Genomic DNA, 22,751 nt, shown 5'->3' with positions numbered 1-22,751 from the left:
CAAGCTCCGCGCTCGCAGTCACGCTGTGGATAACCGAACGTTCCCAGGCCTCAAGCGAGTAGGCCGCGGATGTCGTCGGCGGTCAGCGCGGAGCCGAAGGCGTTGCCGTCATCGATCACGCTGGCAAAGAGCTTGGCTTTGCGCGCATTGAGCGCGATGACCTTGTCCTCGATGGTGTCGCGGGCAATGAGCCGGTACACCATGACATTGCGGTTCTGGCCGATGCGGTGTGCGCGGTCGATGGCCTGGGTTTCGGTGGCCGGATTCCACCACGGGTCGAGCAGGAAGCAGTAGTCGGCCTCGGTGAGGTTCAACCCGAAGCCGCCGGCCTTGAGACTGATCAGGAAAACCGGCGCAGCCCCTTCCTTGAACTGCTGAATCACCTTGGGACGGTTGCGGGTTCGCCCATCAAGGTAGCAGTATTCGATGCCCTCGGAATCGAGGCGATCCCGCACCCGGCCAAGAAAGCGGGTGAATTGACTGAAGACCAGCGCGCGGTGGCCGCCGTCGGCGACATCGCGCAGGTGCTCGGCGAGTGCATCAATCTTCGCGCAGGCCAGCGTGTTATGCGCCGCGTCGACAAGCCCGGGATGCAGAGCCATCTGCCGCAGCACGGTTAGGGATTTCAGGATCGTGAATCGGTTGCGTTGCATGTCATCGAGAAGGCCGAGCACCTTCTGGCGTTCGCGTTGCAGCCGCTTGTCGTAGAGCGAGCGGTGTCTGGGCGGCAGCTCGATATCGAGGAATTGCTCTTGCTTGGCGGGCAGCTCGGCGGCCACAAGCTCCTTGGTACGACGCTTGACGAGCGGTTTGATCCGTCGGCGAAACAGAGCCAGCAACTCAGGGTCGCCGGTCTTCTCGATGGGTTTTGCGTAGTAGTCGGCGAACTTGGTCGGGCTGGGAAACAATCCCGGGGCAGTGATGGATAGCAGCGACCACAGCTCCATCACGTTGTTTTCCATCGGCGTACCCGTGATTGCCACCTTGATAGGGGCAGGTAACCGGCGCGCATACTGGTAGGTCTTGGCGTGCCGGTTCTTCACGTACTGGGCTTCGTCCAGAATTAAGCCGGACCAGGTTTGGGCGGCGTAGGCGTCGAAGTCGAGGCGGAACAAGGTATACGAGGTAACGACGACGTTGGCGGACGCAACCAGCTCGTCAAGGTCGCTGCCGGCACGGCGCAGGGTATCGCTGATCGCAACCACCGACAGTTCTGGAGCGAACCGCGCGGCCTCTGCGGCCCAGTTCGCAACCACACTCGAGGGCGCCACCACCAAAAACGGGGCCGGACTTGGATCCTCTTGCTGGACATGGCAGATCAATGCAAGCGACTGGACCGTCTTGCCGAGGCCCATGTCGTCGGCGAGGATCCCGCCCAGCCCGTGGGCGTGGAGTGTCGCCAGCCACGAGAACCCGTCGGCCTGATAGGGCCGCAGATCGGCGTGCAGGCCGCTCGGCACCGCCACTGGTTCCACACCGTGCAGCGCGCGCAGTCCATGGACCTGTCGCCGCCAGTCTTCGGCCTGCCGGGTGACCACGCCCAGCTCCGCGAGTTCGTCGAATAACCCGACCTGGAACCGGCTGATCCGGGGTGGGCCCTCTTCAGCATCGGTGAGCGCGCGGGCCTCTTCGATCAGCCGACGCAGCTTCACCAGCTCCGGCTTGTCCAGCGCGAAGTAGGCGCCGTCGGCAAGTAGGAGGTGCGACTGTCCGGACGCCAGGGCAGTGAACACGGTGACGAACGGAATCTGTTTGCCCTCAACGCTGATCGTGATGCCGAGGTCGAACCAGTCCGTCTCACCGGGAGCCACGTCCGTGGTTACTCCGATGACCAGGGAACCGCCCGCCTCCCGATAGTCGACCGGGTCGCCGGTCATCTCCAGCACCACCTCGGGCAGCCCGGTCAGCAGTGGCTGGAGTTCGGTGGCGAACCGCATGGTGTCCAGGCCGGACAACCGCGTGCGGGCGATGAGCGTGCCGTCGGCGGCGCGCAGCCCGAACCGCTCCAGCGGGGCGTCAATGCCCCGCGCTAACCCATTTTCCGCGTCCAGGTTGCGGTAGCCGGCATCGCCGGAGGTATCGACACTGATGTGGAAATCGCTGTCGCCCACCCGATATGCCCACTTCAATGTCACGTCCGTCTCGTGCCCATCCCGGTAGTCGGCGCGCAGCACTAACGTCGGCCCGGTGATCGCCGGCGGCGTGAACGAGGTGTCCGACGATGTGATGGCCGCGATGCGCCGCAGCTTCGGGTAGTACTCGGCTGCGAACTGCGCCGCCTCATCCGCAGGGATGGTCAGGATCTGATCGCCAAGCGCCATCCGCTGCAACGTCACCGAGACCGGCTGGTCCAGCCGCGCCAGCCGCAACCCGCCATCGGTACAGACAACACCATGGCCCGAGGAACCGATGAACGCGACGGCCCGTGCGGCCGCTCCGTCGACTTCAACCAAGGGCATGACCGTGAGGTTGCCCGACGGGTCGGCGGTGACGTCGAGAGATAGGCGGGCCGTGGCATGCGGCAGCAGGTCGTGGCGGTCCTGCGCCTGCACCAACCGCACGCCGACTCGGCGCACCTCGTCCAGCAGCGGCCATAACTGGGGTGACTCGAACTTCAGCAGCGAGATCGTCTTCACGTCCCCATACGGGGTATATGAATAGCTGTGGTAGCCAGTCGGATTCGGCGTCCCCGCACGGTAGGCGGCATACAACTCTTGCAGCACGTGAATGTGGGCCTCGGGATAACCGTAGTGCCGCAGCGCGGGCAAGCGGCTCCAGCTCAGGTCGGCGGCGACCCAGCCACCGCGCTTACCCGGGCGCACCACCCGCGCGTCCAAGCCGCTCGGCGACAGGTTCAGCTCGATAGCCAGTGGCGTGCCGACGACGCTGCCAGGCGAAGATGCGGGGAATAACGAGTCCAGTGACTTGCGCCATGCCGCTGGAGCGGACGATACGGGCGCGCGTTGCGACCGTGTCTTGGTGGTCCCGCTGGCCGCGATGAGGATTGCGGCCACATGTTTGCAGTCCACTTGCATGGGGCAGGTGCACAACCCGACCTCGAGGTTCCAGGAGTCGGCGTAATCCATCGACAGTTGCGCGGTGGCGGTGTAGGTGCGGCCCCGGTTACCGCGAACGCTGCCGACCAGACTGTCGTCGTTCGGGTTCCATGAACACCGCATGACGCGGCCTTCGCGCGCGTAGTCCAGGCCGCGCCGATACGTGTCTGTGCCCAGATGCGATTCGGCGTCGTCGAGGTCGATCGAGGGATACATCAGCGATTGCATGCCCGCACCGTAACGACCCGGTCCGACAGAACCCCGGAGCCACGCCTGCGCTAGACGCAAAATGGTGCAGGTGAGGCTCAGGATTCGGGTGTGACGACCCGGGCGTCACGGCGACTAACCCCAATGCCGGGTAGTTAAGGCCCGAGGGCTGTTGTCAATGATTTCGGCTCGTGTGTCGTGTATTTCGGTTTGGGGTCGGCGATGGTGGCGGTGATGTTGGTGATCGGGGTGCTGGGTTCGGGCCGGTGGGGGTCTTTCTTGTTGTAGCGCGATAGTGGGGATTTGACCTTGCGGACGCTGGTGCGCGGTCGGCGCGGCGGGAGGAGATCGGCAAGGACGGCTTGGCCGATGCGGCCGACGAGATCGTCGGGATCGGTCGTGCGGGCGGCGTTGATCAGCAGGTCTTTGGCGGTTTCGAGCGCGGTGGTGAAGCTGGCCCGGTCCGGATCGATGCCGGGGCGGGATTCGATGGCGGTGACGATGGCCCGCCGCAGTGCCTGGTAGACGGTCAGCAGCGCCCACAGTTCCTGTTCGAGTCCGGTCGGGTCGGTCGAGCGCAGGACGCGCCCGTCGGCGAGGGTGTGCCGCAGCGCCAGGTAGGCGATCTCGTGTTCCCAGCGTTCGTGATAGAGGGCGATGAGCTGGCGCGCGGGGTGGCGGCGCGCGTCGCCCAGGGTGGTGGCCAGCCGGTAGGTGGCGCTGTAGCGGGTGCCGTCGGCGCAGGTGACGGTGACCTCGGCGGTGATGATGCGCACCGTGAGCGCGCCGATGCGCGACAGGTGCGAGCCGTCATCGAGGCGGGCCAGCACCGCGAGCTGGCGGTTGTTGCGCAGCCGGACCAAGAACTGCGCGCCGGTGCCAGCCAGCTCGGTCAGGAAAGCCTCGGCGTCAAACCCGCGGTCGGCCAGCACCAGCATGTCGGCGCCCAGCAGTCCCAACAGCCTGCGCGCGTACTCGATTTCACCGGTGGCCGGCGACTCGAACACCGCGCCCAGCAGCGCGCGGGTGCCGGTCTCGACCACGGTCATCAACCTGATCACCGGGTAGCCGGTGACCCCGAGCGAGGCCTTGAGCTTGCCCAGCCAGCACCGGTTGCGCACGGTGTCGGGAACCTTCAATGACACGCACCCGTCGAAGGCCACGGTGCGATAGCGGCCAAACCGCACCCCGGGGGTGTGCGGCGCGGCGACCGGGCCGGCCAGCACCTCGAACAACGCCCGCATCGGCACGGCTCCGATCCGGCGACGCAGATCGCGAAAGGATTTCTCCGACGGCGTCTTTCGACCGCGCAGGGTGGCGGTGAGTTTGGCCCACACCTTGTGGTAGCCCAACGCGGGGAACAGGCAACAGGCCAGCACGAAGTACACCCCCACCCGCGACGGCAGCACACGCAGCCGCCGCTGGGTGATCTTGGTCTCGGCCAGCACCGCATCGACCAGCTCGACCGGGATCTGCCCGGTCAGCTCGCCCAGATGACCGGGCGCGAACACCGCGCTGCCAGATGCATCCGGCGGCGCTGTCGTGACAGAATTCGACACCGCGACTCCTCGGTGGCAGAACTTGGGTTTTGGTCGACCGTTCTTCTACCAGGAGTCGCACCTATATCACGGGCAACACACACAACATTCATCACACATGTCCCGCGTGTCACCTTGACCGCCGAGCCGATCCCTTAACTACCGGGCATTGCGACTAACCCAGGTACTCCGATTCCAGCACCAGGTCGGCTATCAGCGTCTGGTATTCCAGGTGGGCCTTGTGCTCTACGGTGTTCCACAGCCTGCCCTGCTCACGCCGCATGTAGGCGCGGTACTTCGGCGCGCCCGGCACCTTGACATTGTCGGCTACCACGATCGAGCCCGGATGCAGCCAGTCCCGGGCCAGGATGCTCTGCAGGTCGTCCAGGTAGACCTTCTTGTCGTGGTCGATGAACACGAAGTCCAGAGTGCCAGAAGCGAATCCGTGTGCACTTGCCAGCGCGTCCAGGGTGCGGCCGCCGTCGCCGATGGTGCCGACCACACAGGTCACCCGGTCGGCGACGCCGGCATGAGCCCAGATCTGGCGGGCATTGGCGGCGTTGGCTTCGGCCAGCTCGACCGAGTACACCCGGGCCGTCGGCGCCGCCCGGGCGATTCGCAGCGCGCCGTAGCCACAGTAGGTGCCCAACTCGAGTGCCAGCGCCGGGCTGGCGCGCCGCACCGCGGCGTCGAGTATCAGCCCCTTCTCGTCACCGATGTTGATCAGCATCGACTTTTCGTAGGCGAACTTGTCGATGGTGGACAGCACGTCGTCGATGTCGCCGGCACGGGCGTGCCGGAGTACGTAGTCGACGGCGGCTGCTTCGCGACCGTCACCGATCTGACCCGTTCGGGTGATGTTGCGGATTCCGGGCGCCATGCGCCAGACCGACCACCGCAACGGGGCAATGCGCGCTCTGAAGCTCATTGTTGCCAGCATACGTACAGCCATTGACCAGCCGAGACCAATGCGCGGTGTTAGCATCCTCTGCTTAGAAAAACCAGATTTACCCGCTGCATACACCAAATTTTCACCACGTTGGGCAATCGAGGACGGCGCGATGGACCCCTACGACACCACATCCCGGGTGGCCGCGGGCCCGCGCTGCGGCCTGTGGCTCAGTGGTGCGCGGGGGTCGGTGGCGACCACGTCGATCGTGGGTCTGTATGCGCTCAGCGCCGGGCTGATCCCCGAAACCGGCTGCGTGACGGCGACTGCGGACTTCGCCGGCGTCCCATTGCCGAAATATGCCGATTTCGTGGTGGCCGGACGCGACCTTTCGACCGCCCCGCTAGTCAAGCGCGCCGAGGCTCTGGTCGAGGCGGGACTGCTGCCGCACCGAGTGGTCGCGGCGGTGTCAGATCGCCTGGTAGCCACCGAAGATGAGATCGTCGGCCCCTCCTGCGTGGCCACGCCGGATCCGTCCACCGTCGGTGCCAGCACCCAAGCCGAACTGATCGACCGGCTCAGCGACGCGATGGGCTCGTTCATCTCGCGCAACGCACTTGACGTTTTCGTGGCCATCGACGTGGCATCGACGCAGCCGCCGGTGCCGGACCGCCCCGAGTACCACGATCCTGAGCTGTTGAGGGCCGCGCTGTGCGAAAAGGACCGCATGGTGCTGCCGGCGAGCGCGCTGACCGCCCTGGCGGCGATCCGCAATGGCGCGGCCTACTCCTGCTTCACCCCGTCGCCCAGCATGGCGGTTCCCGCGTTGCGTAGCTTGGCCGACGATGCCGACATTCTCTACGCCGGCCAGGACGCCAAGACCGGCCAGACTTTGCTGCGCACCGTGCTGGCGCCCATGTTCGCCAGCCGGGCGATGACCGTACATTCCTGGGCGGGAACGAATCTGTTGGGCGGCGGCGACGGCGCCACGCTCGCCGACCCGGTCGCGGTGAAGTCCAAGCTCGCCAGCAAGCAGCGTGGCATCCAGCAGATGCTCGGTGGTGGCGTCAGTGCTCCATTGCATATCGACTATGTGCCCGACCTCGGGGAAACCAAGGTTGCGTGGGACCACATCCACGCCACCGGATTTCTCGGCGGTCAGATCACCCTGCAAACCATCTGGTCCGCACCGGATTCCGCATTGGCCGCGCCCTTGGTTCTCGACGTGGCGCGCCTGCTCGCGATGGCCCGAATGCGCGGTGCCCACGGTGTCGTCGGGCAGCTCGGCTTTTTCTTCAAAGAACCGTGGGGCTCGTCGACGCATTCACTTGCGGCGCAATACGAGGCGCTGGTGCAGTGGGCCAAGTCTTTTGCGACGCCGGTTTCGGCCGGGCAGTGAAGGTCAAGGCGTACCTGGACCTGATGCGGACACCTGCTGCGCTCACCGTGCTGGGTGACACTGCGGTAGGCGCCATTTGGGCGGGGTATCCGCTGACCGGCCGCCGGCTCGCGCTACCGCTGGCGTCGGCGCTGCTGTATTGGAGCGGCATGGTGCTCAACGACTGGGCCGACCGCGAGCGCGACGCCGTCGAACGCCCCGAGCGGCCGATCCCGTCGGGTGAGGTGTCGGCCGGCACGGCGCTGTCGTTCGCAGCCGGCCTGGCCGGGGCGGGGCTGGCGACCGCAACGGCGGTCAGCGGCCGCCACGGCCTAGCCGCCGCGGGCCGAATTACGTTGTGCGTCGCGGCTTATGACCTGGTTGCCAAGGACACCGCCGCGGGGCCGTTGGTGATGGCGGGCTGCCGGTTCCTCGACGTGATGCTCGGCGCCGGCCCGAATTATCGGCGTGCACTGGTTCCGGCGTCGGTGATCGGCTGGCACACCACGGCAATCACGGTGCTGTCCCGCAGTGAGGTCACGGGTTCCGAACCGAGATTGCCGGCGATTGTCGGCGGTATGGCGGCAGCGGTGGCCGGCTCGGCGATGGTGAGCACGCCGGGGGTTCGCGCCGCACCGGCTGCGGCCGTGTACACGTGGTCGTTTGGCCCCGGTTTGTGGAAGGCCTGGCAGCAACCGACCGCCGAGGTCCTTCGCAGTGCGGTGCGCAGTGGCATCGCGTCGACGATCGCGGTCCAGGCCATGTTGGCCGCCCGGGCGCCGCGCACCATGCTGGCGTTGTGTGGGTTGGCAATTGGCTTGCGGCTCAAAGTTTCCGCGCCCCAACCCACTGAGGTGACCTGATGCACGTTGGCTACAACACGAATGGCTTGACCGATCACCAGCTTGCCGACGCGCTCGCGTTGATCGCCGATCAGGGGTATACGGCCGTCGCGCTGACCATCGGCTACCCGCATGTTCGACCGTTCGACTCCGATCTCGGTGCGCAGCTCGGCGCGTTGCGCGCGCTGCTGGACACCCACGGATTGCAGGTGGCGATCGAAACGGGAGCGCGTTATCTGCTGGATCCACGGGTCAAGCACAAACCCGCGCTGGTCGATATCGCTGCCGAACCCCGCGTCGAATTCCTGAGGCGGGCAATCGATATCGCCGCCGATCTCGAGGCCACCTGCGTGTCGCTGTGGTCAGGCTATGCCGTCGACTACGGCGACCCCGACATCACCCGGGAGTTGCTGGTCAGCAGGCTGGCGCAGCTGGTCGACTATGCGGACCGCAAGGCGGTCACGCTCGGATTCGAGCCTGAACCCGGGATGGTCGTGGAGACGGTGGCACAAGCCCGCGAGGTGTGCCGGGCATTGGGTGATCCGCCGCGGCTGGGCATCACGCTCGACGTCGGTCACTGCGTGATGACGGAGCCCGGCGGTGTGCGGGCGGCGATCGCCGACCTGGGCGACAAGCTGGTCAACGTCCACCTCGACGACATGACACCGCTCAGACACGAACACCTCGAGTTCGGCCATGGCGACCTCGATCTCGGGGCGGTGATGGATGCCCTGCAGGGCAGCGGCTTCGCCGGTGTCGCCTCGGTCGAGTTGCCACGTCATTCCCACGACGCGCCGAATGTGCTGCGGCGCAGCATGTCCGCAATCAATCGCGCCAGGTTGCCGATCGCGGCACGCTCGTGGATAACCGATGCTGCGGCCGAGATCCGTAGCGGCCCGGACAAGATCCTGGAAATCTTCCCCAAGGCTGAGCGCTGGATGTCCCAGGTTTCCGGTGATGCGCCGCTGATGGCCCGAGTGCACCTGCTGGCGATGCTGGTGGCCGAAATTCCTGACGACACAGCGGGTCCGCTCGTCGAAAAGTTGTACCAGTGGGGGGACAGCGACGAACGTCTGGCGGTGCTGCGCGGCCTGGAGACGGCGGCGCTGGACGGCAACCTGGGACCGGTTACCACAGCGGCCGGCGTGACGCTGGCCGAGGATGCGTTGCGGTGCAACGATCCGCGGCTGGTCGGCGCGGCGCTCGGCGGATTCGGTGGCCGTTTTCTGGCCCAGCACACCTGGCGCCATGGGGTGATGAAGCTGATTTTCATGGACGTGCCGTTGAGCGCCGTATATGGCCTTAGTATCCGCGCTGATGCGGAATTAAGCCGGATGGCAACCGATTACATCAGCGAACGCACTGCGGCCGGGCGCCCGGTGTCGGCCGACGTGCGGATGCTGCAGCAGCTGACCGCCACGATGACGGAGGTGCCGGAGTGAGGATATTCGACCCGCACATTCACATGACGTCACGGACCACCGACGATTACCAGGCGATGTATGCCGCAGGTGTGCGTGCCATCGTCGAACCGGCCTTCTGGATGGGCCAGCCCCGCACCAGCGCAGGATCGTTCATCGACTACTTCGACAGCCTCATCGGTTGGGAGCGTTACCGCGCATCCCAGTTCGGTATCGCCCACAACTGTACGATTGCGCTGAATCCCAAGGAGGCCAACGACAGCCGCTGCCGGGCGGTGCTGGAGCAGGTGCCGCGGTATCTGTCGAAGAGCGGTGTGGTCGCCGTCGGTGAGATCGGCTACGACTCCATGACACCGGAGGAAACCTCGGTGTTCCAAACGCAATTGGAGATGGCCGCCGAATATGGGCTTCCCGCGCTGGTGCACACCCCGCACCGGGACAAGCTCGGGGGCACGCTGGCCAGCATCGAACTGGTGAAGCGCGTCGGAATCGATCCGGGAATGGTGCTGCTGGACCACCTCAACGAGGTGACCATCGAGCCCGCCCGAGACAGCGGATGCTGGATGGGCTTCTCCATCTATCCGGACACCAAGATGGACGAAGCGCGGATGGTCGTGTTGATGCAGCGTTTCGGCCTCGAACGGATCATCGTCAACTCGGCTGCCGATTGGGGACGATCCGATCCGCTCAAGACCGTCAAGACCGCGAAGGCGATGCTGGCGGCCTCGTTCAGCGAAGACGACGTCGACCGGGTGATGTGGCGCAACCCGGTCGAGTTCTACGGCCAAAGCGGGCGACTTCGCCTGTTGAGCGAAGAGCAGGCGGCCTTTGCCGGCAACACCATCAACCGCGGAGAAAAGCGCTGATGCTGTCCTACTGCAGCAATGTCGTCGCTGCCGACAGTCTGCTGGCGCTGGAGCACCAACTGCTGTCGGTGTTCGCGCCGGCTCGGCAGCGCGCCGGCCTGGAACGCCTCGGCGTCGGGTTGTGGTTGCCGGCCGCCACCATGGCCCGGTTGGCCGCTGATCGAGCGGCGCGCAGCCGGCTGGCCGCGATTCTGGCCGACAACGGGCTTGCCGTGGTGACCATGAACGCTTTCCCCTACGGGGTCTTTCACGGCGACTCGGTGAAACATAAAGTATACCACCCGGATTGGACAACACCGGACCGGCTGGAATACACCCGGCACTGCGCCGAGGTGCTCAGTGACCTGCTGGCCGGCACCGAACACGGCACCATCTCGACGCTGCCGCTGGGCTGGAGCGACCCATGGGACGACGCGGCTGATGTCAAGGCCCGGCAGACGCTGGCCGCGCTCAGCGACGCTCTGCGGCGCATCGAACAGGAGTCCGGGCATCGGATCAGGATGGCCATCGAGCCCGAGCCCGGCTGCGTCATCGGATCATGCCGCGACGCCATCGGTTGGTTCGGCCGCGGCAACGTCGATACCCGCTACATAGGTTTGTGTCTGGACGCCTGCCACCTGGCCGTGATGGGTGAGAACCCGGCCGAAGTGGTGGCCGGCCTGGCTGACATCGGAATCGACATGGTGAAGATCCAGGCCTCCAACGCAATTGCGATCGACGACCTGGCCGCCGACGGGGTGGCCGAAGCCTTCGCCGAGTTCGCGGGCTCCCCGTATCTGCATCAGGTCAACGGCGTCGACGCCGACGGTCGCCAGTGGTTCCGCGACGACTTTTCCTTCGCGGACCCGTCGACACCCCGATCCGGCAGCGCCCGCGTGCACTATCACGTCCCGTTGCACCTGGCTCCGCCGGCACCGTTGAGCAACACGTCGCACGTGCTGGCCGACGTGATGGCGATGCTGGGGGCGGGGGCGCTACCCGAGCCCGTCGACATTGAAATCGAAACCTACACGTGGGAGGTCCTGCCGTCGTCGCTGCGGATGGGCGGTCTGGCCGATGACATCGCGGCCGAAATCCGTTGGCTGAAAGATCTTTTGTGCGAACAGGACGCGGCATGACCCGACGAGTTCTACTGGTCAACGTCGTCGGGCTCACCCAACCGCTGCTGCGGCACATGCCGAATCTTGCCGCGCTTGCCGCCCAGGGCGCGATGCGGCAACTGGCGCCGGTGTTCCCGGCGGTCACCTGCTCGGTGCAGTCGTCGATGGTCACCGGCCTAATGCCCAACCAGCACGGAATCGTCAGCAACGGCTGGTATTTCCGCGATCTGGGCGAGGTGCTGCTGTGGCGGCAGAGTAACAAGCTGGTTGCGGGGGAGAAGGTTTGGGAGACCGCTGCCGGGCGCTTCGATGGGTACACCTCGGCGAACGTCGGCTGGTGGTATGCGATGAACGCGAGCAACGACGTGATCGTCACGCCGCGGCCGGTGTATCACCAAGACGGACGCAAATCGCCGGACTGCTACGTCGTGCCGTCGGATCTGCACGACATCCTGACCGACAAGCTGGGCGTGTTCCCGCTGTTCCAATACTGGGGCCCGACGGCCGACATCACGTCGTCGCGCTGGCTGGTGGACGCGTCGATAGAGATCCTGCAACGTTATTCGCCCACCCTGCTCACCGCGTATATCCCGCACCTGGACTACGACTTTCAGCGCTACGGTCCCGGGTCACCGCAGGCCACCACCGCCGCCGCCGACGTCGACGCGGCGCTGGCCCCTTTGCTGGCGGCGGCGGCCGAGCGCGACATGACGACCATCGTCGTCTCCGAGTACGGGATCGCACCGGCTGACCGTCCGGTGGATATTAACCGTCAACTCCGGCGGGAAGGGTATCTGAATGTCTACACTCAGCAGGGCCGGGAGTACTTGGACCCGTGGACATCTCGGGCGTTCGCCGTCGCCGACCATCAGGCCGCCCATATCTACGTGCGCGACGAGTCCGATATCGCCCGGGTGGCGGCCCTACTCGAAGCGGTCGACGGGGTGGACCAGGTCATGAACCGAAACGCGCAGCAGCGCTTGGCCATTGATCATCCGCGGGCAGGTGAGCTGGTGGCGATCGCCGAACCGGGCGCCTGGTTCACCTACTACTACTGGCTCGACGACGCGCGGGCTCCGGAGTTCGCGCCGTGTGTGGACATTCATCGCAAGCCGGGATATGACCCGGCCGAGTTGCTGATGAACCCCGATGATCGGACCGTCAAGGCCAAAGCCGTCGCGGCACTGGCCAAGAAGGCGCTGGGCCTGCGATACACCATGGGGGTCATCGCTCTCAACGGCAAGCATGTCGGCGGCACCCACGGCAGGCTGCCGGACGGCGACGAGGACACGCCGCTGATCATCGCCTCGTCACCAGACCTGTTGCCTGACCAGGCTGTGCCCATGCCGGTCACCGCGGTGCGTGACGTGGTTCTCGACGCTCACGGCTCACGGCAAGACTGAGCGTTCGCCGCTGATCGAGCCGTCGGCGATGCCGTGCATGCTCACGGCTCGCCGCCGGACCATGAGCCAACCCCCGGTGAGGATCACGAACCACAGGGGGACCAACGCCAACGCGACTGCGGTTTCCGTCTTGGTGGTGAGGGTCCAGATCACGAAGGCAAAGAAGGCCAGCACCGCCCAACACATGCTGACACCGCCGGGCATCTTGTAGATGGAGCCGGCGTGACGCTGTGGGTGCCGGCGACGGTACACGAGGTAGCTGACGACAATCGTCGTCCACACGAACATGAAGAGCAGCGACGCGACGGTGGTGATCAGCGTAAAGGCGCCGATCACCGAACCGCCCGCGTAGAGCAGCGGGATGGAGGTCAGCAGCAGCGGAGCCGTGAACACGATGGCCGACGCGGGCACGCCCCCGCGGTTGAGCCGTTGGAACACTGCCGGCGCACTGCCCTCGTCGGCCAGGCCGAACAGCATCCGGCCGGTGGAAAACACCCCGGAGTTCGCCGAGGAGGCGGCCGCGGTGGTCACCACGAAGTTGACCACTGATGCCGCCGCGGCCAGACCCGCCAGCGAGAACATTGTCACGAACGGGGATTGGCCGCTGGCGAAGCGCCGCCAGGGCACAACAGCCAGGATTGCCAGCAGCGCACCGACGTAGAAGATCGCCACCCGCACCGGAACGGCATTGATCGCGCGGGGAATGGTGCGGCTCGGGTTTGCCGTTTCGCCGGCGGCGGTGCCGACGAGTTCCACACCGATGTAGGCGAAGAACGCGATCTGGAAGCCACTGGCCAAGCCCATGAAGCCCCGGGGGAACAAACCGCCGTCGTTCCAAAGGTTTTCGATCGTCGCCCGATCACCTTGCGGGGAGACGAAGTTGGTCACCACCAGGAATGCGCCCAAGAGGATGAGGCTCAGTATCGCCACGACCTTGATCAACGCCAGCCAGAATTCCATCTCTCCGAAATGGCCGACGCTGAACAAGTTGACCGTCAGGATGAGGCCGACGGTGATCAGAGCCGGTAACCACACCGGCGAGGCGGGCCACCAGAACCGGGCGTAGCCGGTGATCGCGACGAGGTCTGCGATGCCGGTGACGACCCACGCGAACCAGTACGACCACCCCAGATAAAACGCCGCGGCGGGCCCCAACAGATCGGCCGTGAAATCGACGAACGACTTGTAGTTCAGGTTCGACAGCAGCAATTCACCCATCGCCCGCAGGACGAAAAACACGAAGAACCCGATGATTGCGTACACCACCAGCACGGCGGGGCCGGCAAGGGAGATCGTGCGTCCGGACCCCATGAACAGGCCGGTGCCGATCGCACCCCCGATCGCGATCAACTGGATGTGACGGTTGGAAAGCCTGCGCTGCAGGTGCGGCATGTCGGGTCCTCATCACGGGGTGGATTGAATTGTGCACCACAGCAGCGGCGGTCACCCCGCAAATGGCGGCCGGGACATCACGGTGACCCGAAACCCATACTTGGGGCCCGCGCCCGCGGCAGCGCCGGCGCCGGCCAGTGGCATTCCGCCCAGCAGGCTTCCCGGCGCACCGACCTCCGGCGGGTTGACGATGTCGCTGGCTAAGGGTGCAGCGTCGGGTCTGACGACCGTACCCGGGCCGGGATTGGCAGACCAGCTGGGAGGCACCGATAACTTGCCGAGCGCGGAGGCATTGCCCATACCGGCCGCGATCGGTCCGGCGCCGCCGAGAGCCGCCGGCGCGGCGGCCCCTGCCGCAGCTGAGCCCACTTCCGCGGCCGCGTTCGCGGCCTCCGGGCCGATCCAGCCCAGCGCCCGCCACGACGTGATCAGGCTGTTACCGATACCAATGGCGAAATAGGGCAGACCCACGGTGTTGTAGATGAACTGTGATATCGGCATATACCAGTCGATGAGCCACTGCAGCCATCCCGGATTCGAGGTCACACCCGCGGCGGTCAGGACCGACGAGATGGGCGATGCGAGTCCCAGCAGCATGCTCGGCAGCTCGGAAATGAGGCCCGACAACGTGTTCTGCGCTGCCCCGGCCGAGGTCGCGACGGCTTGGGCGGCCGCGGCGGGGCTGGTGATGTGCGGCGGCGGAGCGTACGGGGTCAGCTGCGCCGCGCTCGCCGAGGAACCCGCATAGCTGTACATCGCCCTGGCGTCCTGCGCCCACATCTCGGCGTATTGAGCTTCCAGGGCCGCGATGGCGGCGCCGTATTGTCCATACACGTTTTTCGCGATGAGCGATGCCAGCTGAGCGCGATTGGCCGCGATCAGCGGTGGGGGCACCACGGCGGCAAACGCCGTCTCGAAGGCGGCCGCGGCTGCCCGCGCCTGATTTGCGGTCTGCTCGGCCTGCGCGGCGGCGGTTCGCATCCATCCCAGGTACGGTGCGACCGCCTCGATCATCAGCGTCGACGCCGGCCCCAGCCATTCTTCGGCATGCAGCGTCGTCACCACCCGCTCGTAGCCGTCGGCGGCCAAACTCAGCTCGGAAGCCAGCCCGCTCCAGGCCGACGCCGCCGCAACCAGCGGGGCTGATCCCGGTCCGGCATACAAGCGTCCGGAGTTGACCTCCGGTGGCAGCGCCCCGAAATCCATCGCTATGAGCTCCTTACCTTGTGGCGGCTCGCCACGTCGATCACCAAACCGGTTATCCGGCGTTGGGTGGGCGACACGTCACCCGGATCCGTGATCCATATCGGCGGCCGAAGTTTCCGCCGGCCTCAGCCGCTCTCGACCGTGCAGGTGATACGCCCGGCAGCAGGCCCGACCATTCACCGGCCCGGACGGCGGCCCCGGACGCCACGAGCCGATTATCGTCGCCACCTTGGCGTCTGCGGCCGAGGGCAGCGGGCTCCACCCCGGTGGCACCGACATCGGCCCGACCTTGACGGCCAGACCCGCACTGATCGCCACCGGCCCGGCGCCCACTTGCGACAAGCCCCACGCCGCGGCGGCGCCGGGCACGCCGGCCGCCACCTCGGCCGCGGTGGCCGGCACTTCGGCGTTGGACCACAACATCGCTCCGGCGAACGGCAGGCCATTGAGGGTCAGGCCGCCGCCGTCGTAATGAACGCCTCGGAGATGGCCAAGGCGTCCAGAACCGTCGCCCAGTACTTGAGCAGGGTGTCCCACGGAATCGACGCCGGATAGAGGTTGGTGACCTTCGGTGGCGTCGTGAACGGCGTCAATACCGAGGCGAGCGCCGCAGCGGCGGCGTATTCGTGCATGGCGGTGGCGTCTTGTACCCACATGTCGGCGTAGTGGGCTTCGGCGGGCGCGATCACCGGGGTGTTTTGCCCGAACCAATTGGTCGCGACGAGTGCCATCAATAAAGCCCTGTTGGCGCCTGCATTGCGGCCTGCTCGGCAAGTGCCGCCGTGGTATTCAGCCAACTGACAAATGGCAGAACGGAAGCCACCATCGCATCGGCTGCCGGACCGCGCCACTGCAGGCCGGTCAGCTCAAGGATCAGCGAACCGTAGGAAGCCGCGGCAGTCTCCAGGTCATCCGCCAGGCGGTCCCACGCCGCCGCGGCGGCCATCAGGGGCCCCGATCCGGGGCCGCTGTACATCCGCCCGGAATTGATCTCGGGCGGCAACGCCGCGAAGTCGGACAGCAGGCCGGGGCCGATGCTGCCGGCCATGAGGCGACTCCCGGCAGCAGGGGAAATGTGTACGCCGGGCAAGGCCTACCGGCCGATCGCGATGGCCGATGGCCCGCCGCCGACCCGGGCTGAGCGTGGGGAAGCGACGTGACGAGACCAATCAACGTCGTTGGCAGAGGAATTGACGGTCATCGGTACCACCTTGCGCTGGGGACTGACGCGGCCGGTCGCGACATCGATGTCGGCAAGATGTCGGCAATCAGTGCATTAGTTTGTATCCGCCGTCCCTGCGGCGCGGAGGCCGAACTGAAATTACCGATTTGTTAAACCCCCCGGTAGGAGTAGTTATTTTAACGAAGGTAAAATCATCGCTCGTCTAATGTCTGGCCCGGGTGTCGGTTCCGGCAATTAGCGGCGTGCGTTCAATAGCGACGCCTGGTGCTTCACAGGACTTCTTGATACGTGCCGCCCGCAACGGCCGGCGCGGCTTGTGGTGGAATCGCCAACTGCTCGCGAAGCTCCGCCACCGGCACCTCGGCGTAGCGTCGCCAGTCCCAACTCCCGTAGGTAAGGTCAGCATTGCATTCGAGGCCGCGCCGAAAAGCATCCATATAGCCGGCGGGATCGAGTGATCCGGTCAGCGCCTCGGACCGAAAGTCAATTTTTATGCCGGCCTGAAACTGCAGGAGCACCAGCAGCAGCGGTGCAAATGGATTGCGGGCCTTGTATCCGACGGTGAACGCTCCGGCAAGAATTTCACCGGCAGGTTCCGTCGAATAGGCGGACAAGACATGAGCCACGTCATGCGAAACAATGAATTCGCCCATGGTGCCTTTTTCACCGGGAAACCTCAGGTTGTTCCGAACATAGTGGGCCCAGAGTTCGCGTCCGAGCAACCCCGGTTCGAGCAGGCCCAGCTTGTGATAGGACGCAGCCAGCACCGGGTCGGTCGAAAGCCCGAGATAACCGGACATGTTGTCCCAGAAGCCCTTCAGCACCTGAATACGGGACGTGCCGTGGCTGCTCATGAGCTTTGCCCTGATTCGCATGGCCCCGATGAATTCGCGTCCGCGGGCAATGTCGAGTAGGTCATCGAGGAACCCCTCATAACAACCGAGCGTCCTCGCGATCTTCAGGCTCGCCTCGACTCTCGGCAGCTGAATGCTGCCGTGCGCGAAAATTGCGGCGGTCATCAGGAACAACACGCAGCGTTTGGCAACATCGGATTCGAGTGTGGCCGTCGTTATTACGTCGGCCGGTCGCTCGGCAACCTTCCTCCAGTCGATGTCGTCGTCAGCCAGATACCTGCTTGCGGCTTTCAGGAGGCTCTCATCGACTGCTGAGAGACCGTCGGACTTGGCAACACTCGCCAGTGCGGCCATGCTGGTTTCCACGTCGCGTTTCGTCGGCAACCGTTGCGGATTTTCGCTGGCTATGTGCGACGGTCCTTCCCGCGATGTCATCGTGCAAGCATATCCACCAAGCACCGTGTTGAGGCGCTGGCGCCTGGCCCGGGTGAACCCGCCCGGGTGTTGGCGGCGTTGAACGAGCGGCAGGTTATTTCACACTCGTTGGCAGCTGGCCCGCGGGCTTGCGCGGCAGAAACGCCACCGGGACAAGTGTCAACGCCACCAGCACCACCGCTGCCGCGAACACCACGCTGTATGCATGCGAAAGATCATGCAGCACATTGCCTTTGAAGTCAGGGTTGAGTGCCTGCGGCGGTATCGACGACGGGTCGACCGGTACCCCGCGCCGCGCCGCGTCCTCTTGCAGGTCGGCGATCTTGCGGGCGGCGGAGACGTTTTCGCTGCGATTGAACTGGCTGGTCAGGATCATCGACATCAAGGCGGTTCCCACCGATGCGCCCACCTGCTGATTGACACTGACCAGCGTCGAACCCCGCGCGATGTGATGCGGGGCCAGGGTCTGCACCGCGGCGGCGGAAAGCGGCATCATCGTCAATCCCATGCCCAGGCCCATGATCGTCAATCCGATGAGCAGTGTCGGCAGGTAAGCCGCTTGGCTGGCGACGCCGTAGGCGAAGATGCCCATGCCCGCGCCGATCAGCGTCACACCGGCAAGCAGGATCTTGCCGGGTCCGCGTTTGTCCATCATGGATCCGGCCAGCGGCATGGTCACCATGGCGCCGATTCCCCTCGGGACCATGCTCATCCCGGCCCCCAACGGTGTCTGGTGCAGCAACTCCTGGAAGTAGCTCGGGAATAGCAGCCCGGCGCCAAAAAAGGAGACGGCGAACAGAAACATCGCCGAGTTGGCAAGTGCGACCATGCGGTTGGTGAACAACCGCAGATCGATCAGCGGATGCTCGGCGCGGTAGCCGGCATGTAAGACGAACCCGACGATCAACGCCAGACCGAGCGCGGCCGGTATCCACACATGGCGGTCGGTCACCGTTCCGCGCGCGGGAACGACGGACACCCCGTACAGGAATGTGGCTAGGCCGGGGGAGAGCAGCAGCATGCCGAGGACGTCGAATGACTCTGACGGTGTCGGCCGATCCCCCGGGAAGACGATTGCCGCAAGCAGCAGTGTGACCAGCCCGATCGGGAGGTTGATCCAGAAGATCCATTGCCATCCGTAGCTGTCGATCAGCCAGCCGCCCAGAACCGGGCCGAAGACCGGGCCGAGCAGCATCGGAATGCCCAAGATGGCCAGCACCCGCCCGAGCCGCCGGGGGCCCGCCTGTCGGGTGAGGATGGTGAGAACCAGCGGCATCAGCATGCCGCCGCCGAGGCCCTGCACCACCCGAAACACGACCAGCATGGTGATGTTCGGCGCCATCGCGCACAGCAGTGAGCCGACGGTGAACGCGAGCAGCGAACCCATGAAGGGCCGCTTGGTACCGAACCGGTCGGCTACCCAACCGGCCAGCGGGATCACCGCCGCCAAAGCAAGTGTGTAGCCGGTCATGGTCCAGGCGACCATGGCTTGAGTGGTGTGGAACGTGGCGACGAAGGTGCGCTGCGCGACGGTGACCACCGTCGTGTCCACGATCGACATCATTGAACCCAGGACACACACCCCGGCGATCCGCAGCAGCCCGGCATCGAGCTGATCGGAATTGCTTCGCCGGCCGGTCGTCGTGTCGTCCATGGCAACTCCCAAGAAATGTGCCTTGCCGGAGAAGCATGTCACAGCGCCGCCGTCTCCGGGGCTGCCGACGACGGCATAGCTCCCATAGTTGCCCGCGGGTCTCCCGGCGCAGGCGGACGGAGCCGTTAGACTTTTCTGCGATGTCCACCCTGACGCCCGTCACCCTCAGCCGCGACCGGGTATGACCGACCACCCCGACAGCGGCATCCAAGTCAGCCTGACCGGACGACCGCCGCGGGCGGTTCCTGACCCGGTGCCGCGGACCGCACACGGGCCGGCCAAGGTGGTGGCGATGTGCAACCAGAAGGGCGGCGTCGGGAAAACCACGTCGACCATCAACCTGGGTGCCGCGTTGGCCGAGTACGGCCGGCGGGTCCTGCTGGTGGACATGGACCCGCAGGGGGCGTTGTCCGCGGGCCTGGGTGTCCCGCACTACGAGCTGGAAAAGACTATCCACAACGTGCTGGTGGAGCCGCGCGTGTCGATCGGCGACGTGCTGATTCACACTCGGATCAAGGACATGGATCTGGTGCCCAGCAATATCGACCTGTCGGCCGCGGAGATCCAGCTGGTCAATGAGGTTGGCCGGGAGCAGACCCTGGGCCGGGCGCTGTACCCGGTGCTGGACCGCTACGACTATGTGCTCATCGACTGCCAGCCGTCGTTGGGTCTGCTCACTGTCAACGGGCTGGCCTGCGCAGACGGTGTGGTCATCCCGACCGAGTGCGAGTTCTTCTCGCTGCGCGGCCTGGCGTTGCTGACCGACACGGTCGACAAGGTGCGCGACCGGCTGAACCCCAAGCTGGAGATCAGCGGCATCCTGCTGACCCGTTATGACCCGCGCACCGTCAACGCCCGCGAGGTGATGGCCCGCGTCGTCGAGCGGTTCGGTGACCTAGTGTTCGATACCGTGATCACCCGTACGGTGCGTTTCCCCGAGACCACCGTCGCGGGCGAACCCATCACGACCTGGGCGCCCAAGTCCGGCGGTGCCGTGGCCTACCGTGCCCTGGCCCGCGAGTTCATCGACCGATTCGGCGTGTGAACGACACCGCGAACCCAGACACCGCACCCCAGAACGGCTTTCAGGTCCGGCTGACCAACTTCGAGGGGCCGTTCGATCTGCTGCTGCAGCTGATTTTCGCTCACCGGCTCGATGTCACCGAAGTGGCCTTGCATCAGGTCACCGACGACTTCATCGCCTACACCAAAGCCATTGGCGCCCAGCTGGACCTGGACGAGACCACGGCGTTTCTGGTGGTCGCCGCGACCTTGCTCGACCTCAAAGCGGCCCGGCTGTTGCCGGCCGGGCAGGTCGACGACGACGAGGATCTTGCCCTGCTCGAGGTGCGTGATCTGCTGTTCGCCCGACTGCTGCAATATCGGGCGTTCAAGCATGTCGCGGAGATGTTCGCCGAGCTGGAGGCCACCGCGTTGCGCAGTTATCCGCGCGCGGTGTCACTAGAAGACCGGTTCGCCGGTCTGTTGCCCGAGGTGATGCTGGGCGTAGACGCCGAGCGCTTCGCCGAGATTGCCGCGGTCGCCCTGACTCCGCGGCCGGCACCCAAGGTGGCGACCGCACACCTGCACGAACAGACCGTCTCGGTCGCCGAGCAGGCCAAACAGCTACTCGCGATGCTGCAAACGCGGGGCGGTGGCCAATGGGCCACATTTTCTGAGCTGGTCGCCGACTGTCAGGCGCCGATCGAGGTGGTCGGGCGCTTCCTGGCGCTGCTCGAACTGTATCGATCGCGGGCGGTAGCATTCGACCAGTCAGAGCCCCTTGGGGTGCTCCAGATTTCGTGGACCGGGGAACGGCCGACCAACGAAGCTTTGGTGGAAGTGCAAGACCAATGATGACCCGCGCCAGTGACGATGCCGCCGACCAAGATCTCGGCTATTCCATTTCATCGGGCATCCCGGATAGCGCTGAGCCCACCGAGCTGGATCCCGACGAGCTCGGACGAGTGTTAGAGGCACTGCTGCTGGTCGTCGACACCCCGGTGACCGCCGAGGCGCTGGCCACGGCCACCGAACAACCGGTCTACCGGGTCGCCGCGAAACTGCGGTTGATGGCCGACGAACTCACCGAACGCGACAGCGGCATCGATTTGCGGCACAGCAGCGAAGGCTGGCGGTTGTATACCCGCGCCCGATTCGCGCCCTACGTCGAGAAGCTGCTTCTGGACGGAGCGCGAACCAAGCTCACCCGGGCCGCGCTGGAAACCCTTGCGGTCGTGGCTTACCGTCAACCGGTGACGCGTGCGCGGGTGAGTGCGGTTCGCGGGGTCAATGTGGACGCCGTGATGCGTACCTTGTTGGCGCGCGGCCTGATCACCGAGGTCGGTACCGACGAGGACACCGGCGCGGTGACATTCGCCACCACCGACTTGTTCTTGGAGCGTTTGGGTTTGACGTCATTGTCCGAGCTGCCCGATCTCGCGCCGCTGCTTCCCGACGTCGACACGATCGACGACTTGAGCGCGTCGCTGGATAGCGAGCCGCGTTTCATCAAGCTCTCCGGCGGCCAGCCACCCGACCAGACATTGACGTTCGACGTGGACAATGACTGATGGTCGAGCTTGAGCAGTCGCCGGGTATCCGTTTGCAGAAAGTGTTGTCCCAGGCCGGAATTGCGTCCCGGCGGGCTGCGGAGAAGATGATCATCGACGGCCGGGTCGAAGTCGACGGAAAGCTGGTGACCGAGCTAGGCACCCGGGTGGACCCGGATGTCTCGGTGATCCGGGTCGACGGGGCCCGGGTGGTGCTCGACGAGTCGCTGGTCTACCTGGCGCTGAACAAGCCGCGCGGCATGCACTCGACCATGTCCGACGACCGCGGCCGGCCGTGTATCGGCGACCTGATCGAGCGGAAAGTCCGGGGCAACAAGAATCTTTTCCATGTCGGTCGGCTGGACGCGGACACCGAAGGACTGATCCTGCTGACCAACGACGGCGAACTCGCGCACCGGTTGATGCATCCCTCGCACCAGGTGCCCAAGACCTATCTGGCCACGGTGGCCGGGACGGTGCCGCGGGGGCTGGGCAAAAAGCTCAGGGCGGGAATCGAATTGGACGACGGGCTGGCCCGGGTCGACGGTTTTGCGGTGCTGGACGCGATCCCGGGCAAGACGTTGGTGCGGGTGACGCTGCACGAAGGACGTAACCGAATCGTGCGCCGGCTGCTGGCGGCGGCGGGATTTCCGGTGGAGGCATTGGTGCGCACTGATATCGGCCCGGTGACGTTGGGCAAGCAGCGCCCGGGCAGTGTGCGGGCGCTCGGCCGCGACGAGATCGGCCAACTGTACAAAGCGGTGGGCCTGTGAGT

Annotated in this window: 17 protein-coding genes and 2 pseudogenes; 10 read left to right on the top strand and 9 right to left on the bottom strand. The window is 65.6% G+C overall.

The features are described 5' to 3' along the window. Window positions 1-50: 50 nt before the first annotated feature. The 3 genes from CDN38_RS00510 to CDN38_RS00500 form a co-directional block, all read right to left on the bottom strand. On the bottom strand, window positions 51-3,284 hold the full coding sequence (locus CDN38_RS00510; RefSeq protein ID WP_099318722.1) for a DEAD/DEAH box helicase: 3,234 nt from the start codon (window positions 3,282-3,284) through the stop codon (window positions 51-53). Window positions 3,285-3,418: 134 nt separating this feature from the next. Continuing rightward, complete coding sequence (locus CDN38_RS00505) at window positions 3,419-4,822, bottom strand: IS4 family transposase (RefSeq protein WP_075512740.1); 1,404 nt, start codon at window positions 4,820-4,822, stop codon at window positions 3,419-3,421. Window positions 4,823-4,976: 154 nt separating this feature from the next. Further along, the gene (locus tag CDN38_RS00500; protein WP_075512742.1) at window positions 4,977-5,729 is read right to left on the bottom strand and encodes an O-methyltransferase; all 753 of its coding nucleotides are present in this window, start codon (window positions 5,727-5,729) and stop codon (window positions 4,977-4,979) included. A gap of 133 nt (window positions 5,730-5,862) precedes the next feature. Here CDN38_RS00500 and CDN38_RS00495 point away from each other — a divergent pair, with 133 nt between their 5' ends. Genes CDN38_RS00495 through CDN38_RS00470 form a run of 6 tightly spaced genes read left to right on the top strand, consistent with a single transcriptional unit; the run spans window position 5,863 to window position 12,700 of the window. Next, window positions 5,863-7,089: an inositol-3-phosphate synthase gene (locus CDN38_RS00495; RefSeq protein ID WP_075512739.1), complete on the top strand. Its 1,227-nt coding sequence runs from the start codon at window positions 5,863-5,865 to the stop codon at window positions 7,087-7,089. Further along, window positions 7,047-7,931 (top strand): SCO3242 family prenyltransferase, encoded by an 885-nt coding sequence (locus CDN38_RS00490; protein ID WP_233428405.1) that lies wholly within the window; start codon window positions 7,047-7,049, stop codon window positions 7,929-7,931. The genes CDN38_RS00495 and CDN38_RS00490 overlap by 43 nt, the downstream gene beginning before the upstream one ends. Beyond that, entirely contained in the window at window positions 7,931-9,352 is a 1,422-nt protein-coding gene (locus CDN38_RS00485; protein WP_099318721.1) for a TIM barrel protein, read from the top strand. The genes CDN38_RS00490 and CDN38_RS00485 overlap by 1 nt, the downstream gene beginning before the upstream one ends. After that, a complete protein-coding gene (locus CDN38_RS00480) occupies window positions 9,349-10,197 on the top strand; it encodes a TatD family hydrolase (protein ID WP_075512737.1) in 849 nt (282 codons plus the stop codon). The genes CDN38_RS00485 and CDN38_RS00480 overlap by 4 nt, the downstream gene beginning before the upstream one ends. Then, window positions 10,197-11,315, top strand: coding sequence for a metabolite traffic protein EboE (gene eboE, locus CDN38_RS00475; RefSeq protein ID WP_075512736.1), 1,119 nt, complete (start codon window positions 10,197-10,199; stop codon window positions 11,313-11,315). Before CDN38_RS00480 ends, eboE begins: the two co-directional genes overlap by 1 nt. Next, entirely contained in the window at window positions 11,312-12,700 is a 1,389-nt protein-coding gene (locus CDN38_RS00470) for an alkaline phosphatase family protein (protein WP_075512735.1), read from the top strand. Before eboE ends, CDN38_RS00470 begins: the two co-directional genes overlap by 4 nt. Before the next feature lie 48 nt (window positions 12,701-12,748). Here the strand turns inward: CDN38_RS00470 and CDN38_RS00465 are convergent. The 6 genes and pseudogenes from CDN38_RS00465 to CDN38_RS00440 all read right to left on the bottom strand — a co-directional run. Continuing rightward, window positions 12,749-14,092: pseudogene (locus CDN38_RS00465) on the bottom strand (amino acid permease); the annotation flags it as partial. Window positions 14,093-14,143: 51 nt separating this feature from the next. Next, window positions 14,144-15,298, bottom strand: coding sequence for a PPE family protein (locus tag CDN38_RS00460; protein WP_075512734.1), 1,155 nt, complete (start codon window positions 15,296-15,298; stop codon window positions 14,144-14,146). Window positions 15,299-15,376: 78 nt separating this feature from the next. Beyond that, entirely contained in the window at window positions 15,377-15,721 is a 345-nt protein-coding gene (locus tag CDN38_RS00455) for a hypothetical protein (protein ID WP_075512733.1), read from the bottom strand. A 134-nt stretch (window positions 15,722-15,855) separates the two neighbouring features. Then, window positions 15,856-16,346 (bottom strand): annotated as a pseudogene (locus tag CDN38_RS00450) (PPE family protein); the annotation flags it as partial. A gap of 404 nt (window positions 16,347-16,750) precedes the next feature. Continuing rightward, entirely contained in the window at window positions 16,751-17,770 is a 1,020-nt protein-coding gene (locus tag CDN38_RS00445; protein WP_075512730.1) for a hypothetical protein, read from the bottom strand. A 94-nt stretch (window positions 17,771-17,864) separates the two neighbouring features. Beyond that, complete coding sequence (locus CDN38_RS00440; RefSeq protein ID WP_075512729.1) at window positions 17,865-19,424, bottom strand: DHA2 family efflux MFS transporter permease subunit; 1,560 nt, start codon at window positions 19,422-19,424, stop codon at window positions 17,865-17,867. Window positions 19,425-19,605: 181 nt separating this feature from the next. Here CDN38_RS00440 and CDN38_RS00435 point away from each other — a divergent pair, with 181 nt between their 5' ends. Genes CDN38_RS00435 through CDN38_RS00420 form a run of 4 tightly spaced genes read left to right on the top strand, consistent with a single transcriptional unit; the run spans window position 19,606 to window position 22,749 of the window. Continuing rightward, complete coding sequence (locus tag CDN38_RS00435; protein WP_075512728.1) at window positions 19,606-20,469, top strand: ParA family protein; 864 nt, start codon at window positions 19,606-19,608, stop codon at window positions 20,467-20,469. Continuing rightward, window positions 20,466-21,281 (top strand): segregation/condensation protein A, encoded by an 816-nt coding sequence (locus CDN38_RS00430; RefSeq protein ID WP_075512727.1) that lies wholly within the window; start codon window positions 20,466-20,468, stop codon window positions 21,279-21,281. The genes CDN38_RS00435 and CDN38_RS00430 overlap by 4 nt, the downstream gene beginning before the upstream one ends. Beyond that, the gene (scpB, locus tag CDN38_RS00425; protein WP_075512726.1) at window positions 21,281-21,997 is read left to right on the top strand and encodes an SMC-Scp complex subunit ScpB; all 717 of its coding nucleotides are present in this window, start codon (window positions 21,281-21,283) and stop codon (window positions 21,995-21,997) included. Before CDN38_RS00430 ends, scpB begins: the two co-directional genes overlap by 1 nt. Further along, window positions 21,994-22,749 carry a pseudouridine synthase gene (locus tag CDN38_RS00420; protein WP_099318719.1) on the top strand — a complete coding sequence of 252 codons (756 nt, stop codon included), beginning with the start codon at window positions 21,994-21,996 and terminating at the stop codon, window positions 22,747-22,749. The genes scpB and CDN38_RS00420 overlap by 4 nt, the downstream gene beginning before the upstream one ends. Window positions 22,750-22,751 lie beyond the last annotated feature (2 nt).

This window comes from Mycobacterium ostraviense (genome assembly GCF_002705925.1).
GTDB classification, from domain to species: domain Bacteria; phylum Actinomycetota; class Actinomycetes; order Mycobacteriales; family Mycobacteriaceae; genus Mycobacterium; species Mycobacterium ostraviense.
Note: the sequence above shows the minus strand (reverse complement) of the source record. Positions and strands in the feature narration are given on the sequence as shown.